Origin of the sequence: Hephaestia mangrovi (genome assembly GCF_019880555.1) — a bacterium.
Taxonomy (GTDB): Bacteria; Pseudomonadota; Alphaproteobacteria; order Sphingomonadales; family Sphingomonadaceae; genus Sphingomonas; species Sphingomonas mangrovi.
On sequence record NZ_JAINVU010000003.1, the window covers coordinates 58,824 to 73,345 of the forward strand.

Annotated in this window: 12 protein-coding genes, 2 tRNA genes and 1 riboswitch; of the genes, 5 read left to right on the top strand and 9 right to left on the bottom strand. The window is 64.9% G+C overall.

Annotated elements, in window-relative coordinates; genetic code table 11:
* Nucleotides 1-21 precede the first annotated feature (21 nt).
* The 5 genes from K7G81_RS07715 to K7G81_RS07735 form a co-directional block, all read right to left on the bottom strand.
* Nucleotides 22-957, bottom strand: coding sequence for a FecR family protein (locus K7G81_RS07715; protein ID WP_223030211.1), 936 nt, complete (start codon nucleotides 955-957; stop codon nucleotides 22-24).
* 53 nt (nucleotides 958-1,010) lie between these two features.
* Nucleotides 1,011-1,532, bottom strand: coding sequence for an RNA polymerase sigma factor (locus tag K7G81_RS07720; protein ID WP_369412059.1), 522 nt, complete (start codon nucleotides 1,530-1,532; stop codon nucleotides 1,011-1,013).
* A gap of 77 nt (nucleotides 1,533-1,609) precedes the next feature.
* Nucleotides 1,610-2,011: a fluoride efflux transporter CrcB gene (crcB, locus tag K7G81_RS07725; protein ID WP_369412060.1), complete on the bottom strand. Its 402-nt coding sequence runs from the start codon at nucleotides 2,009-2,011 to the stop codon at nucleotides 1,610-1,612.
* A gap of 47 nt (nucleotides 2,012-2,058) precedes the next feature.
* Nucleotides 2,059-2,125, bottom strand: a riboswitch (Fluoride riboswitch).
* Between the two features lie 214 nt (nucleotides 2,126-2,339).
* Nucleotides 2,340-2,415 (bottom strand) — tRNA-Ala (locus K7G81_RS07730).
* Nucleotides 2,416-2,471: 56 nt separating this feature from the next.
* Entirely contained in the window at nucleotides 2,472-2,810 is a 339-nt protein-coding gene (locus K7G81_RS07735; RefSeq protein WP_223030212.1) for an FYDLN acid domain-containing protein, read from the bottom strand.
* Nucleotides 2,811-2,915: 105 nt separating this feature from the next.
* Between K7G81_RS07735 and aroA the strand changes: the two genes are divergently transcribed.
* Together aroA and K7G81_RS07745 are read left to right on the top strand one after the other, a co-directional pair.
* On the top strand, nucleotides 2,916-4,241 hold the full coding sequence (gene aroA, locus K7G81_RS07740) for a 3-phosphoshikimate 1-carboxyvinyltransferase (RefSeq protein ID WP_223030213.1): 1,326 nt from the start codon (nucleotides 2,916-2,918) through the stop codon (nucleotides 4,239-4,241).
* A 14-nt stretch (nucleotides 4,242-4,255) separates the two neighbouring features.
* On the top strand, nucleotides 4,256-4,897 hold the full coding sequence (locus K7G81_RS07745) for a (d)CMP kinase (RefSeq protein ID WP_223030214.1): 642 nt from the start codon (nucleotides 4,256-4,258) through the stop codon (nucleotides 4,895-4,897).
* Here K7G81_RS07745 and K7G81_RS07750 read toward each other — a convergent pair.
* Nucleotides 4,874-5,623, bottom strand: a complete 750-nt coding sequence (locus K7G81_RS07750) for a queuosine precursor transporter (RefSeq protein WP_223030215.1) — start codon at nucleotides 5,621-5,623, stop codon at nucleotides 4,874-4,876. The genes K7G81_RS07745 and K7G81_RS07750 overlap by 24 nt on opposite strands.
* 61 nt (nucleotides 5,624-5,684) lie before the next feature.
* Between K7G81_RS07750 and K7G81_RS07755 the strand changes: the two genes are divergently transcribed.
* Nucleotides 5,685-5,761: transfer RNA gene (locus K7G81_RS07755), tRNA-Arg, on the top strand.
* Between the two features lie 31 nt (nucleotides 5,762-5,792).
* Here the strand turns inward: K7G81_RS07755 and K7G81_RS07760 are convergent.
* The 3 genes from K7G81_RS07760 to K7G81_RS07770 form a co-directional block, all read right to left on the bottom strand.
* Complete coding sequence (locus K7G81_RS07760) at nucleotides 5,793-8,498, bottom strand: TonB-dependent receptor (RefSeq protein WP_223030216.1); 2,706 nt, start codon at nucleotides 8,496-8,498, stop codon at nucleotides 5,793-5,795.
* Nucleotides 8,499-8,630: 132 nt separating this feature from the next.
* Nucleotides 8,631-9,632, bottom strand: coding sequence for a FecR family protein (locus tag K7G81_RS07765; protein WP_223030217.1), 1,002 nt, complete (start codon nucleotides 9,630-9,632; stop codon nucleotides 8,631-8,633).
* Nucleotides 9,599-10,177 carry an RNA polymerase sigma factor gene (locus K7G81_RS07770; protein WP_223030218.1) on the bottom strand — a complete coding sequence of 193 codons (579 nt, stop codon included), beginning with the start codon at nucleotides 10,175-10,177 and terminating at the stop codon, nucleotides 9,599-9,601. The genes K7G81_RS07765 and K7G81_RS07770 overlap by 34 nt, the downstream gene beginning before the upstream one ends.
* A gap of 257 nt (nucleotides 10,178-10,434) precedes the next feature.
* Here K7G81_RS07770 and K7G81_RS07775 point away from each other — a divergent pair, with 257 nt between their 5' ends.
* Nucleotides 10,435-12,975 carry a TonB-dependent receptor gene (locus K7G81_RS07775; protein ID WP_255586778.1) on the top strand — a complete coding sequence of 847 codons (2,541 nt, stop codon included), beginning with the start codon at nucleotides 10,435-10,437 and terminating at the stop codon, nucleotides 12,973-12,975.
* A gap of 203 nt (nucleotides 12,976-13,178) precedes the next feature.
* Complete coding sequence (locus K7G81_RS07780; RefSeq protein WP_369412061.1) at nucleotides 13,179-14,510, top strand: CehA/McbA family metallohydrolase; 1,332 nt, start codon at nucleotides 13,179-13,181, stop codon at nucleotides 14,508-14,510.
* The last annotated feature ends 12 nt before the right edge of the window (nucleotides 14,511-14,522 follow it).

The window sequence follows — 14,522 nt, forward strand, 5'->3', positions numbered from 1 at the left end:
ACGGGAGCGGCCGAGGCCCGGTCAGGAAGGCTTGCCGCCGAGCACGATGCGGTCGCCACGACGGTCCACGCGAAGGCCCGCGACACTCGCAAGATCGGAAACCAGCCTCGTGCCGTCGCCAATGACCAACACCCCCGAGAACCGTCGTTCTGCCAACGCCGGATCGACACTGACCGGCGTGCCGCGATAGCGGCTTATATCGGCCGCGACCACTGCCAGCGACGCATTGTCATATACAAGCCGCCCCTGGCGCCAGCTCGCCACGTCTGCGCTCGCGATCGGCGAAACCATCGGCGCCCCTTCGCCATTGCCGATCAAGCGCCGACCAGCGGCAAGCACAGTACGACCTCCCGTGCCCTGAGTCACCGTAACCGTACCGTCGGCGACTGCGATCGCGACGCGCCCTCCCCCGGAATCGATCGAGAAGTGCGTTCCAATATCCATGATGCGATACCCACCGGCAGTGACCGAAAGCTGGCGTGTCGGATCGTGCGGCACGTCGAAATAGGCAGCGCCGCGTTGAAGAGTGATCTCACGTTGATTCCCGCCGACGCTGATTGCGCTGTCCGCCGACAAGGCGATCCGCGTACCGTCGGCTAGGGCCACCGCCTTGGTCTCGGCTGGCCGCGTAGTATAGATCACCGCCTTCTCCTGCGGCGTGTGGAGCAAGGGGATTCCGACCACAAGCGCCAGCGCGGCGGCTACGCCGGCGCCGAGCGCCCAACGCCGCGACGGGCGGGACTCGCGCGCGCCGGTCTCGCTCGGCAGAATCGCAAGGATCGTATCACGATGCGCATCGACCGCGGCGTCGATCGAGGCGATCTCGTCATAAGCCGTTCGATTGGCGGGATCGGCCTCCAGCCACGCGGTGAAGCGGTCCCAATCGGCATCGTCGCGCGCCAGCGCATGGTGCCAGGCGATCGCTTCCTCGATGCGGTCAATATCCCCGTTATCCATCACCACGTATCCCGTCACCCCTGTGCAGATGACGTCGCATCATCCGTCTCACCTCAGTCCGCCAGCATTCGGCGGAGATGTTTCATCGCCACCGCCATATGCTTTTCCACCCCGCTCTTGCTGATGCCGAGGTGCGCAGCGACCTCCCCATGACTGTGCCCCTCGATCTTGTGCAGTTGGAAAACGCGCCGTGCGCCTTCGGGCAGGTTGGCGATCGCCGAGGCGAGCCTCGCCGCTTCCTCGCGTGCGGCAATCGCGTCGTCGGCGCCGGGTGCGGTATCGGCAGCCTCCTCGGTCGGCGACATCACGCCATGCGCTTCCTCCGACCAGCGCCGCTCTCGCGCCGCCCGGCGTTGCGCCGCGCGGCGCCGATCGATCACCAGATTATGAGCGACGCGGAACAAATAGGCTCGCCAATGCTCGACCGCGGCGGGCTTGACGTCACGGGTACGCACCCACAGTTCCTGCAGAATATCCTCGGCTTCGTCGCGATCGCCCGTGCGCGCGACGAGGAAGCGCATGAGATCGGCTCGGAAATGGGCGACCATGCCGGCGGGATCGGATTCGGGATTCACGCGACCAACCTATCGGGCTGCCGTCTCGTTGTCGCCCTCAAGGGCTGATGCACCGGCCACGCCGCCGCGCGCTGCCTTCACCCCGCCCTCGCCTGGTTGATCAGCGTTGCCGCGACCACGCCGAGCCACACGAAGACAAGGCAGAGAATCACTGACATTACGATATTCGCGCCGGCTTCCAGCATGTCGCCTTCACGAATCAGCGCGAGCGTCTGGAGGCTGAACGAGGAAAAGGTCGTATAACCGCCACAGAAGCCGACCAGCATGAACTGCCGGATATCGGGCGACACCATCGCGCGGCCGTCGGGGCCGGTGAGCCCCGAAAGGATACCGATGATGAAAGACCCCGTCACGTTGCAGACGAGTGTGCCCCAGGGGAAGGTCTCGCCGAACCAGACGGTGAAGATGCGCGAAACGCCATAGCGGCTCATGCTGCCGATGGCGCCGCCGAGAGCGATCCACAAATAGGTTATGAACACCCACTCCTCCGATCCGGCCGACGGGAAAAGACGCTTCCCATCCGTGACAAGCAGCAGGAGTCATCAGCCCCCGACGAGGAGCGGTTTGCGGGGAACCCCATCCCCGGAAGACGCCAAGACCTTTGGCCCGGGCAACCTCGAATGCCGGATCGGAACGACGATCGCCCAACGGCACCTTGGGACTGCCTATTGCCGGATCGAGATCGCACCGACAAGGCTGAAATCATGGACTTGTCGCCGGCCGAACGATCATCGCCACCACGCCGTGATTCGAGCGCGCGTACCCTGCGAGAGGATCTAGGCGGGTGGGTCGCGGAAATCCCCATGTTGGTGGAGCCGAGGGGGATCGAACCCCTGACCTCTACACTGCCAGTGTAGCGCTCTCCCAGCTGAGCTACGGCCCCGTTCGCGGTTGCGAAGGCGTCGCCCCTTAAAGGGGTGGCGACGCCTTGGCAAGCGATCAGTTTTCTTCGTCGTCGTCACCACGCTTGACGCCGCCGATATCGTCATCGTCGTCGCCGAGATCGACCTCGTCGTCGGGCGACGCCTCTTCGTCCTCGTCGATGTTCAGATCATCGTCGTGATCGTCATCGCTGCCGCCCGCGAGCGCCGCATCCTTCTTCTTGGTCTCGTCGGTATTCTGCTCGAACGGCAACGGCTGCTTCGACTTGAGCACCGGCTCGGGTACCCAGGCGGTGCCGCACTCGATGCAGGTGACGGGGTCGTCCTTGCCGAGATCGTAGAATCGCGTTCCGCATTTCGGGCAGGTCCGCTTCGTGCCCCATTCCGGCTTCACCATCTGTGCGCCTCGTTGCCTTTCGAATTGATGGAGGATTGCAGGTTGGCCTGCAAAGTGGGGCGCGCCTTGCCATAGCGCAACCGGACTGTCAAAAGCCCGCGCGCCATGGCCCATCTCACACCCCAGGAAATGACGATCGCCGCCCGCGGTGCGCTGACCGGAACCGTTGCCGTTCCAGGCGACAAGTCGATCAGTCACCGATCCTTGATGCTGTCGGCGCTGGCGGTGGGGACAAGCCGAATCACCGGCCTGCTCGAAGGTGAGGACGTCCTCGCCACCGCCGCAGCGATGCGCGCGATGGGGGCGGAGATCGTGCGCGAAGAAAACGGCTGCTGGCGCGTCAACGGCGTCGGCGTTGGCGGGCTGTTGCAACCGCAATCGGCGCTCGACATGGGCAATTCGGGCACATCGACGCGCTTGCTGATGGGTCTCGTGGCGAGCCATGCGATCACCGTCACCTTCACCGGCGACGCCTCGCTGTCGAAACGGCCGATGGCGCGCGTGATCGAGCCGCTGTCGCAGATGGGCACCGACATTACCGCTTCGCCGGGCGGCCGGCTACCGCTGATGGTGCGCGGCATCGTACCGGCGGTGCCAATCAGCTACACGCTCCCGGTCGCATCGGCACAGGTCAAGTCGGCTGTGCTGCTCGCCGGCCTCAACACGCCAGGCGTCACGCGGGTGATCGAGCCGATCGCGACGCGCGATCATTCCGAGCGGATGCTCGCGGGCTTTGGCGCCGCGATCAGCGTCGAGGAAACTGCCGAGGGCCGCATTATCTCGCTCACCGGCGAGGCCGAATTGAAGCCACAGGACATCACGGTCCCCGGCGACCCGTCATCAGCCGCCTTCTGGGCTGTCGCGGCATCGATCGTCCCGGGGTCGGATATCACCATCACCAACGTCGGCATGAACCCGACGCGGACCGGGCTGTTCGCGGCGCTCCGCCTGATGGGGGCCGATATCAGCGAACTCGATTCGCGTACGGTCGGCGGCGAGCCGGTCGCCGATCTGCGCGTCCGCCACACCCCGCTCTCCGCGATTGACGTTTCTCCCGAGCTCACCCCCAGCATGATCGACGAATATCCGGTCCTGTTCGTGGCCGCGGCACTTGCCGACGGCCGCACGATCGCGCGCGGCGCGCACGAGTTGCGCGTCAAGGAATCGGATCGCATCGCGACGATGGCGGAGGCGCTTTCCGCATGCGGTGTCGCGATCGATGAGTTCGAGGACGGCCTCGCGATCACCGGCACCGCCGGCCAGCCGATCGCGGGCGGGGCACGGATCGCCTCGAAACTCGATCATCGCATCGCAATGTCGCTGGCCGTCGCTGGACTGGCGGCGCGCGATCCTGTGACGATCGACGACGTCGCGCCGGTCGCCACCAGCTATCCGGGCTTCTTCTCCAGCCTTGACGATCTGACCCAATAGAGTTTCGTGTACCGATGATCATCGCCGTCGACGGACCCGCCGCTTCCGGCAAGGGCACAATCGCCCGTGCGCTCGCCCGCCACTACGGCCTGCCCCATCTCGACACCGGCCTGCTCTATCGCGCCGTAGCGTTGACCGTGATGCGCAACGAGCTCGATCCGGAGAAGGAAGCCGATGCCGTCGCCTCGTGCGATTTCCCCGATTCACTGCTCGACGATCCGGCGCTGAGGGGCGACGAGGCCGGCAAGGCGGCATCGATTGTTTCGGCGCACCCGCTGGTCCGCGCGGCGCTGCTGCAGCGCCAGCGGCGGTTCGCGCAGCAACCCGGCGGCGCCGTGCTCGACGGACGTGACATCGGCACCGTGATCGCGCCGGAGGCCGACGCGAAACTGTTCGTCAAGGCAACGCCGATGATTCGCGCGCGCCGGCGCCACGAGGAGTTGAAACGCGGCGGCTCGACCGTCACCTACGATCGCGTGCTGGCCGATATTCGTGCCCGTGACGCGCGCGATTCGTCGCGCTCCGCAGCGCCGCTCGTCCAGGCGCCGGACGCAATGTTGCTCGATACCAGCTTCCTGTCGATCGAAGCGGCGGTGCAGAAGGCGATTGCGCTGGTCGACGCCCGGATCGCGTCAAACGCCGACGTGGAACGGTGAAAAGTCAGTGCCGCGGTCGTAGACATCTACGCCCTCGGCCCGCTTGAGCCAGCCGACCACGGCATAGGTCACCGGCGTCAACACGACTTCCCAGCCGACCTTGAGTACGAACTGGCTTATCATCACTTGCCCCAGCGCCGCGACCGGCCAGTCGGCGAGACCGTAGAAGGCGAGCGGATAGAAGATCAGGCTGTCGGCCCCCTCGCCGACGATGGTGCTGCCGATCGTGCGGGTCCACAGCCAGCGGCCGCGGGTCCAGATCTTCATCTTGGCAAGCACCAGCGAATTGAGGAAGTCACCCGCCCAGAAAGCGCAAAGCGACGCGAGGATGATGCGCCATCCGCCGCCGAACACGCGCTCATAGGCGGCTTGGCCTGTCCACCCGTCGGCGACCGGCAGGTGCACAACGGTCCATTCCATCACCGCCATGAAGGCTAGTGCGGCGAACCCCGCCCAGATCACGCGCCGCGCGCGGGCATAGCCGTAAACCTCGGTCAGGATATCGTCGATCACATAGGAGATCGGGAAAAACAGGATGCCGGCGCCGAACGGCCACGGCCCGATCACCGGCAGATCGATCACCGATCGCTTTTCGGCGCCGACCACGTTCGACAGCAGCAGCACCACGACGAACGCCACCATGACGAGATCGTAGAAACGAAACGGCCGTGCGCCGATCGCCTTGGCATCGACGGCCTGGAGCGAGACTGTGTGACGATCCCCCATGGCCAACGCTATGATCGAGGTTCCGCGATGACGCAATCCGCGCTAACGGACACGCCATCGCGCGCCCGTAGCTCAGTTGGATAGAGCACGAGACTTCTAATCTTGAGGCCGCTGGTTCGAATCCAGCCGGGCGCGCCATCCCCGCCGGACGATAGCAGCCGCATCGATCTCAAAAATTGACGTTCAGGATCACGCGAACCGTGCGCCCGAACTCGGGGCGCGCGAGGAAATATCCCGTGCTGCCGCCGGCATCGAACGATCCGACGCGCGGATTGCCTTCGGTCAAGCCGAGAACATTGGTGATGTTTGTCGCGTGCACAGACAGTTTGATGTGTCTGTCGAGTTGCGCCTCCATATCGAGATTGATGAGCGAATAAGCCGGCAGGCGCTGACTGTTGGCGACATCGGCGAACCGATGCGAATAATGCACGAAATCGGCACCGATCCTCAGGCGGTCGTTGAGCAGATGCAGGCTGGGCGTCGCGCGCAGCGATAATCGGGGCACGCGGATCAACTGGTTCCCGGTGGCGTCGTGGGTAACTGCCTGGCCATCGGCGAGATCGACATAGACGAAGTTGCGGTAACGCGGGTTCTGCAGCGTCGCCTTGAGGTCCAGCTGCAACGGCCCGAAAAGATCGGCATGGCCATCGAACTCGAGACCGATCGTCGAGGTATTGGCAATCGAGGTCCGCTCAACATAGCTGTTGGTCACGGCGTCGAAGCGATAGTCGGTGAACGGCAATCGCTCGAAACGCGTCCCGAAAAGGACGGCGGACAAGCTCCAGTGCCGGCGTTCGAACGTAGTGCCCACCTCGGCCATGGTGATCGGCACGTCCGCGGCATCGGTGCGGTCGGGCGCCGCATTGAAGTCGGTGGCGCCGGGCAGCCGCGTGGCGCGGGTGAACCGCGCGAACAGGCCGGTGCCTGCGGCCGGATGATAATTGACGCCGATCGTCCAGTTGAACCCCGCATAGCGGCGACGGATCGGCTCCTCCACGCCGTCGCCCGTCAACACCGCGTCGTCGGCAAGTGTCGCGGTATCGCCGAGGTCGACCGCCGTGCTGCCCTCGGCGGCGCCACGGATCGCGATGCGTTCCCAGCGCGCACCGAGATCGATCCGCCAACGCGAACCGACGTGCCATTCGTCGGCGAGATAGACCGCGACATTCGACGAGTGAATATGGACGTCATCGAACAGCGATCCATAGCGGATGAATCCGTTGTCGGTCAGCGCGCCGACCGGCTGGCCCGCGGCGCCGAGCGCGACGACGTCGAGGCGCTGCGCGCGACCGCTCACGTCGAGCAGAACGGTGCTCATCTGCCGATCATAGCCAAGCCGGGTATCGTCATAAGTCAGGCCGACCGCGATGTCGTGGCGTCCCCAGCGATCGACGCTGTCGGTCACGCGGGTGTCGGTGATGAACTCGTCCATCGGCAGCTGCACCGAAAGCAGATTGGCGCCGACCACCAGGCCATTGCCGTTGCTCGACGGCAGAAATGGCTTTCCACTATCGGCATAGCGGATTTCCGCCGTCGCCGCGGTGGGATAGGCCGTGGCGAGCCGCGGCCAGACGCTCGCGATATAGTCGGTGCCGGCCGCGGGTCGACCGATCGGGAACAGGCCATTGCGAACCGTTTTTCCGGTACGCAACCGCGACTTGACCTCCAGCGCCGCACTGTCGCCCAACGCGAGCCTACCCATCATCGTATAGAAGGTAACGCGGCTGTCCGTGCCGCGCGACAGATCGAAATCCCGCGTGCCATCGGCAGTCTTGAACGGGACATGGACATTGTCCGGGCCGTCCAGCGTGTCGGTCAACGGATCGAAGCCGGGAATGGCTTCGACCTTGCCGTCGGCGCTGAATTGCAACGGTACGGGCAAATAAAGAATAACGCGATCATCGAGCCGCTTGACGTTGAATGCCAGGCGGTTTCGCCCGTCGTCATAATCGATTGCCGCGCGCAATTGGCCACCGCGATCGGCCGGGTACCCCGGATCGCGCAACCCGTTATCGTAGCGATAGAAGCCGCCCAGCGACACCCCGATATGCGGCGCGATCCCGGCGCCGAAGAAGCCATCCACGCGCCGATAGTCGTTGCGGGTCAGTTGAGTAGTCAGCGTGACGCCGGGATCGGTCAGCGCGTCGCGGGTCAGGAAATTGATGCTGCCGCCCGGGGCGTTGGGCGCGAAGATCGCCGACGGCCCGCCGCGCACGGCCTCGACGCGGTCGATCGTCGCATCGAGCCGCAGCACCTGATCGGTGTTGAGATAAGCGAGCCCGCCGTCATATTGTACCGGCAACCCGTCTTCCAGAAGGGCGACCGAAGAATAGCCATCGGTCGGAATGCCGCGTGAGCGGACGTTATTGCTTGCCTCGCCTCCGGTGGATTCGACCCAGAAACCCGGAATTTCCTTGAACAGATCGGCGGTCGACATCGGTGCCCGGTCAGCGAGCGTCGCGGCGCTGATCTGGGTGACGGCATAGCTTTCTTCAGCAGCGCTGAGCGCGGCGTCGGCCGCGCGGCCGGTGACGAGGATCTCGGGCGCCGGCGACGAGGCGGGCGGCGGTGCGGGACGTGCCTCGGAACGCCCTACGCGGCGTCGCCGCTGCGGAGCGGGCGCGGCAACACGCAACGCAATTGTCCGATCATCGAAGCTGGCGATGGCGAGCCCGCTACCCTGCAGCAGCTGCTCGAGCGCCGCCCGCGGCTGCATCGTTCCATGCAATCCGGCGACGCGATGCGTCGTGGCAATTGCATAGGGATAGAGGATTTGCACGCCCGCCTCACGCGCGAATTGATCGAGCGCCGCGGCCAAACTCTGCGGCTCGATGTCGAAACGGATCGCCCGAGCCGCCTCGGCTGGCGTGCCCACGATACAAGCGGCCGCGCAGGCCATAGGCACGATTCGATGCAGCGACGCGACGATGCCGCGCCACCTCCCCCGGCGACCTATGCGATTCACGCGCATCGCGCGCCAATGCCGCGCGCGCGCGACAACTTCGTGTCAGCTACGAGCGGCGTCGATCCCACCAGTGGCGACACGGTAAAGCACGATTTGATGATGTTCCCGCCGCGACGCGATTCCGAAACCATCGCGCAGGGCCGCCAGGAAGCTGTCGGGCGCGGCGATGCGAAAGGCGCCGCCGAGTCGAATCCCCGCCAGGCTCTCGTCGCCGAGCAGGATCTTGTCGGGCAAATAACGGTTGAATTCAGCCACAGCACGATCGAGCCGCATGCCGTCGAAGACGATCTCGCCGTGCTGCCAGGCAGTCGCGGACGCCATCGTTGACGGCGAAACCGTCTCGATCTGTGCTGCGCCATCACTGATCACCAGCATGTTGCCGGCATCGATCGTCTCCGCCTGCGCATCGCGATAGGCGGCGGCGGCGCGGCCGGCGCGCACCAACAAGTCGGCCCCGTCGCGATCGAGCCGCAGGTTGAACGAACCCGAGCTCAGGCGGGCGTCGATCGGATCGCTATGAACGCGAAATGGCCTGTCGCCGGCGCGGACCAGCAGTGCTGCCTCGCCGCGCTCGAGCCAGAAATCGCGGCCGTCGTCGAACCGCCAGGCGACGCGCGATGCAGTGTTGAGCAACGCATGGCTGCCGTCGGGCAAAGCGATCGTCCGGCGCTCACCGATTGCCGTTTCGGCATAGGCGCGGCGCGGCCACGCCACGAACGCGCCGGCGCCACCGATCCCGACCGCAATCGCCGCCGCGCTCGCCGCGACGGCGCGTCGTGATATCAATCCTGGCTTCGGAGCTGCGCCTTCGCCCTCGCTTTCCGGCTCCGGGTCGGCGGCGGGGCTCTCGATCACAGCGGCGATCCTGCGGTCGCTCGTCCGCCGCCATGTCGCGGCTACCTGGGCGAACACCGCGGCGTGCCGGGGGCCGGCGGAGCGCCATGCCTCGAAAGCTTCCTGATCGGCTGTGCCGTGGTCGAGCGCCACCAGCCAGTCGATCGCCTGGCCCGTCAGATCGTCTCCGTCTTCTCCGCCTGCTCCCATGGAGGTGTCTGCTCCGCCTTCCTCTGCGTTGCCGGTTGTGCCAGCCCTGAGACCAAGAGGCGAAGCGCCCTCTTGATATGCGTCTCCACTGTGGAGACGGATATATTCATCCTTTCCGCTACCTGCGCCGGACGCAAGCCCTCGATCCGACGCAGATAGATCGCCTCGCGCATGCGGGGCGGCATCTCCTGCATTACTTCGGCGACTCGATGCAACTCCGAACGGTCCATCGCCACGACGTCGGGTGTCGGCGCATGATCGGCGAGATCGACGGACGCGAACGCGGCGCTCTGATCGATACGCACGACGTGGGCACGGCGAAACCGCTCGATCGCGAGATTGCGGATGATGCGCATGGTGAAGGCGTGGGGATTGGCGATGCCCGCCCAGTCGGCCCGCGCGAATAGCCGCGCATAGGCCTCCTGCACCAGTTCCTCGGCCTCGTCGGGCTGCTTGACAAGGTGCAGCGCATAGCGCCGATGTTCTTGCTGGAAGGCAAAGACATGGTCGGCAAACCAGATGTCGATGTCGCGCAACCAGGCCATGTTCCCGTGCCCCGTCGGAATGGTGTCGTGGCTTCGGCGGTAGGCCGGCACTGTTACACGTGATTGACACCCGGCCGGACGGAGCAGCCGGCAAGCGACAGACGCCCCGGCCACCGGTCGAATTCGGCTTTCAAAAATATTTTTTCGAACCGTTGTCGTGGAATGCGCGGCGGGGCCCGTCTTCTCCGTGAATGCCGTTCGCGACCGTCGCGAACCCGAAACAAAGTTCGAAAAACCGGACCAGAAGGGGGTCATCCATGAAGCAGTTGCTGTTGACATCATCGTTGCTCGCTGCCGCTTTCGCACAAGCGGCGCCGGCCTGGGCGCAGGATCAAGCTGGTCGGGGCCAGGCGGCCGATCCGCAATCGCAAGCCGGCAACGCTGCCGAGGCGCAGCCCGCACAGGGCGGTCACTACGACGACATCGTCGTCACCGGCCGTGCCGGCACCGGCCAGCGGACCAAGGCGGAGACCAGCTACTCGGTCACCAACATCGGCGAGGAGCAGCTCCGCCTCCAGGCGCCGACCAGCGTTACCGAAGCGCTCAAGTCAGTGCCCGGTTTCTGGGTCGAGGCATCAGGCGGCGAAGCCAGCGGCAACATTCGTGCGCGCGGCGTGCCGGTCGACGGCTTCGGCTCGATCCAGCTGCTCGAGGACGGCATTCCGGTGCAGCACGATCCGGCGCTCGGCTATCTCAATGCGGACCAGGTATTCCGCCTCGACGAGACGATCGACCGTATCGAGGTGGTCCGCGGCGGCCCGTCGGCGCTGTTCTATTCGAACGCCCCGGCCGGCGCGGTCAACTTCATCCCGCGCAAGGTCGGCGACCATGCCGAGGGCCTGGTCAAGATGACACTGGGCGCAGACAGCCAGTATCGCACCGATTTCTGGGTCGGCGCGCCGATCGGCGGCGGCTGGAAGCTTGCCACTGGCGGATTCTACCGCTCGGAAGGCGGCGTCCGCGATCCTGGCTTCACCGGCAATCAGGGCGGCCAGATCCGCGCGACGCTGTCACACGATTGGGATCGTGCGCACTTCAGCCTCGACGTCAAGCGCATGGACGACAAGGTCATCTTCTACACCGGCATCCCGATGACCTATAATTCGGACGGCGATATTGTCGCGGTGCCGGGCTTCAACGGTCATTCGGGCACTATCGCCGGGCCCGAGACCGAGCGCGTCAAGATGATCGAGGGCGACGGCAGCATCTACAATTTCGACAATAGCGAAGGCACGCACGTCAAGCGCACGCAGATCACCGGCAAGTTCGACTTCGAACCGGCCGCTGGCTGGAAGATCAGCAACACCAGCCGGTACAACGACAGCTTCACGCAGCGTAACGGCGTGTTCCCCAACGCGGTGGCGAGCGCCGACAATTTCCTCGGCCCGCTGGAGGATCCGACGTCGTCGTCCTATATCCTCAACCAGGCACCCGGCGCGACCGCGCTACAGCTCCGCTACACGACGTCGCCCGATCAGGTGTTCGACAATGCCAACCAGAACGGCAATGGCCTCGTCATCTATGGCGGCCTGCGCGGCCTGACGCTGCCGGTGCAAGAGTTCATGAGCGACACCCGCGTCGCTCACAGCTTCGACATGGGCTCGACTACCCACGACATCACACTGGGCTATTATTTCGCGCATATCGACGAAACATTCAGCCGCTATTCGTCGACTACCTTGCTCGACGTGCAGGATAATTCCCGCTTGCTCGATCTCGTCGCGGTCGATGCCGATGGCAACATCGTCAAGACCTTCAGCGATCACGGCATCTACAAATATGGCTATGAGTGGGAAGACGCGCACGGCGAGCAGACGACCAACGCGCTTTATCTCACCGACGAATGGCAGATCACTCCGAAGCTGCGCATCGATGGCGGTGTGCGCTGGGAAACGATGCGCGCGCGCGGCACGGTCGGGCTGAAGCACCAGGTCGACCTCGGCACTTTCGCGACATCGAGCATCTATACCGGCACCGGCGTCTATGCCGATTATGACGACACCTTCAGTCATGCCACCTGGTCGGTCGGCGTCAATTACCAGTTCAGTCCGCGGTCGGGCGTGTTCGCGCGCTATACGTCGGCAAACCGGCTGCCGAGCCTCGGCAATTACGTGACCAACGCCGGCGCCACGCCCAACATCCAGACCATGGACCTGGGCGAGATCGGCTTCAAATATTCGAGCGACCTGCTCGATTTCTACGCCACCGGTTTCTGGACCAAATACCATAATGTCGGCTTCACCAACTATAAGTTCGATCCGACCACCGGCGCCTCGACCTCGACCCCGGCCTATGCCGACACCCAGACCTTCGGAGCCGAGCTGGAAGGCACGATCCGGCCGGTCAAATGGTTCGACCTTTCGGGTACTGCGACGATCCAGGATCCGCGTTACCAGGGCCTGACCTACACCGACAGTTCGGGCAAACTGAACGATTACGACGGCAACCGTCTGATCCGCGTGCCGATCACCAGCCTGCGGCTGGTCCCCGGCTTCAACCTGATGGATGGCCGCCTCCGCCTCCAGGCATCTTGGGAATATGAGGGGTCGCGTTACGTCGACACCGCCAATTCGGTGAAGCTCCCGGCCTATGCGACAGTCAACGTCAGCCTGCGGGCGGCGATTACCGACCATCTGACGCTGTATGGCTATATCGACAATCTGAACAACTCGCTGGGCCTGACCGAGGGGAATCCGCGCGCCGGCGAGATCGTCAATGGCGAGGCGGGTGCCAGCGTCTTCATCGCCCGGCCGCTGATCGGCCGCAACTATCGTGCCGCGCTGATGTACCGCTTCTGATGTGGAGGCGTGCCCTCGCACGGATTGCCCTGCCGCTGCTCCTGGTGACGGGAGTGGCGGCAACGGCTGCCGCACAGGACAAAGCGGGCACCGTCACGGCGCCAACGCCCTTCAAGACGTTGCGCGGTACGATAACGCGCGCTGACTTTGAACAGTATCGGGAGATTCCGTTCGATCTTCCCCCAGGCGTGACGCGCCTCACGGTGCGTTTCAGTTATGGCGGCAAGGACCAGCACACCGCGATCGATATCGGGTTGGCCGATCCGCAACGCCTGCGCGGATGGAGCGGCGGCGCGCGCGATCACATGACAGTGAGCGAAACCGATGCCACCCCCGGCTATCTGCCGGGCCCGCTGCCGGCGGGGCGCTGGCATCTGATCCTGGGCGTGCCGAACGTCCGGGCTGGCGTATCGGCGCCATATGAAGCGCAAATTTTCGTCGAGCGCGCGCCCGGCATCACCGAATTCGCCGATGCGCCGCTCGATACCCATCCCGGCTGGTATCGGGGTGATCTGCACATGCACAGCGGCAACAGCGACGGCAAATGCAAGTCGCAAACTGGCCGAAAAATCGGCTGTCCTGTCTATCGCACCGTCGAGGCAGCCGCCACGCGCGGCCTCGATTTCATCGCGCTGACCGATCACAATGCCACGTCGCAATATGATGCGGAGCGCGCCCTGCAACCGGCCTTTGACAAGTTGCTGCTGGTGCCCGGCCGCGAAATCACCACCTTTTTCGGCCACGCCAACGTATTCGGCATCACCAGCTTCCTCGACTGGCGCATGACCAAGCCGGGCTATGCGCAGGCCGCAAAGTGGATGACGGCGGCCGAGCGCGAGGGGGGCCTCGTATCGATCAATCATCCCGGCGTGCCGTCGGGCGAGCAATGTATGGGCTGCGGCTGGCGAGTCGACGATCTGCCGGCCGGGGCGGTATCCGCCGTCGAGGTGGTCAATGGCGGCACGCTTGCCGCCACCGGCCGCGCCGATCATCCTGCCCAGGGCTTCAATCTGTGGAACCGGCTGCTCAACGACGGCCAACACGTCACCGGGATCGGCGGCAGCGACAATCACGATGCCGACATTCCAGCCGACCAGCCCGGTGCGATCGGCACGCCGACCACGGTTGTCTACATGCCGAACCTGTCGGTGCATGGGTTGCTCGACGGGCTCCGCGCGGGTCGTGTGTTCATCGATGTCGATGGCACGCGTGACCGCGTTCTCGATCTCGCCGCGATCGCCGACGGTCAGCACGCCGATATGGGGCAGACACTGCACCTCCCGCCGGGCAGGACAGTGCGATTCGCGTTGATGCTGAAGGGCGTGCCGAGCGGCCTCGTCCAGCTGGTGATCGATGGCAAGGCCGAGCCTGCCTATCGTGCTGCTTTCGTCGGCGGACAGCCCGTGGCGCTGCCGGATTGGCATAGCGACGGCAACCGACACTGGATCCGGGCGGAAGTTCGCGACGGAAAGGGCCGCCTCGTGCTGATCGGCAACCCGATCTATATCGCCCCGGCACGCGCCTCTCACCGATGAACGGAGAGCCTT

Excerpts from the sequence above, each read along its gene's own strand:
- K7G81_RS07715 (WP_223030211.1), bottom strand. The coding sequence starts at position 957 with ATGGATAACGGGGATATTGACCGCATCGAGGAAGCGATCGCCTGGCAC.
- K7G81_RS07735 (WP_223030212.1), bottom strand. The coding sequence starts at position 2,810 with ATGGTGAAGCCGGAATGGGGCACGAAGCGGACCTGCCCGAAATGCGGA.
- aroA (WP_223030213.1), top strand. The coding sequence starts at position 2,916 with ATGGCCCATCTCACACCCCAGGAAATGACGATCGCCGCCCGCGGTGCG.
- K7G81_RS07745 (WP_223030214.1), top strand. The coding sequence starts at position 4,256 with ATGATCATCGCCGTCGACGGACCCGCCGCTTCCGGCAAGGGCACAATC.
- K7G81_RS07750 (WP_223030215.1), bottom strand. The coding sequence starts at position 5,623 with ATGGGGGATCGTCACACAGTCTCGCTCCAGGCCGTCGATGCCAAGGCG.
- K7G81_RS07765 (WP_223030217.1), bottom strand. The coding sequence starts at position 9,632 with ATGGGAGCAGGCGGAGAAGACGGAGACGATCTGACGGGCCAGGCGATC.
- K7G81_RS07770 (WP_223030218.1), bottom strand. The coding sequence starts at position 10,177 with ATGGCCTGGTTGCGCGACATCGACATCTGGTTTGCCGACCATGTCTTT.
- K7G81_RS07775 (WP_255586778.1), top strand. The coding sequence starts at position 10,435 with ATGAAGCAGTTGCTGTTGACATCATCGTTGCTCGCTGCCGCTTTCGCA.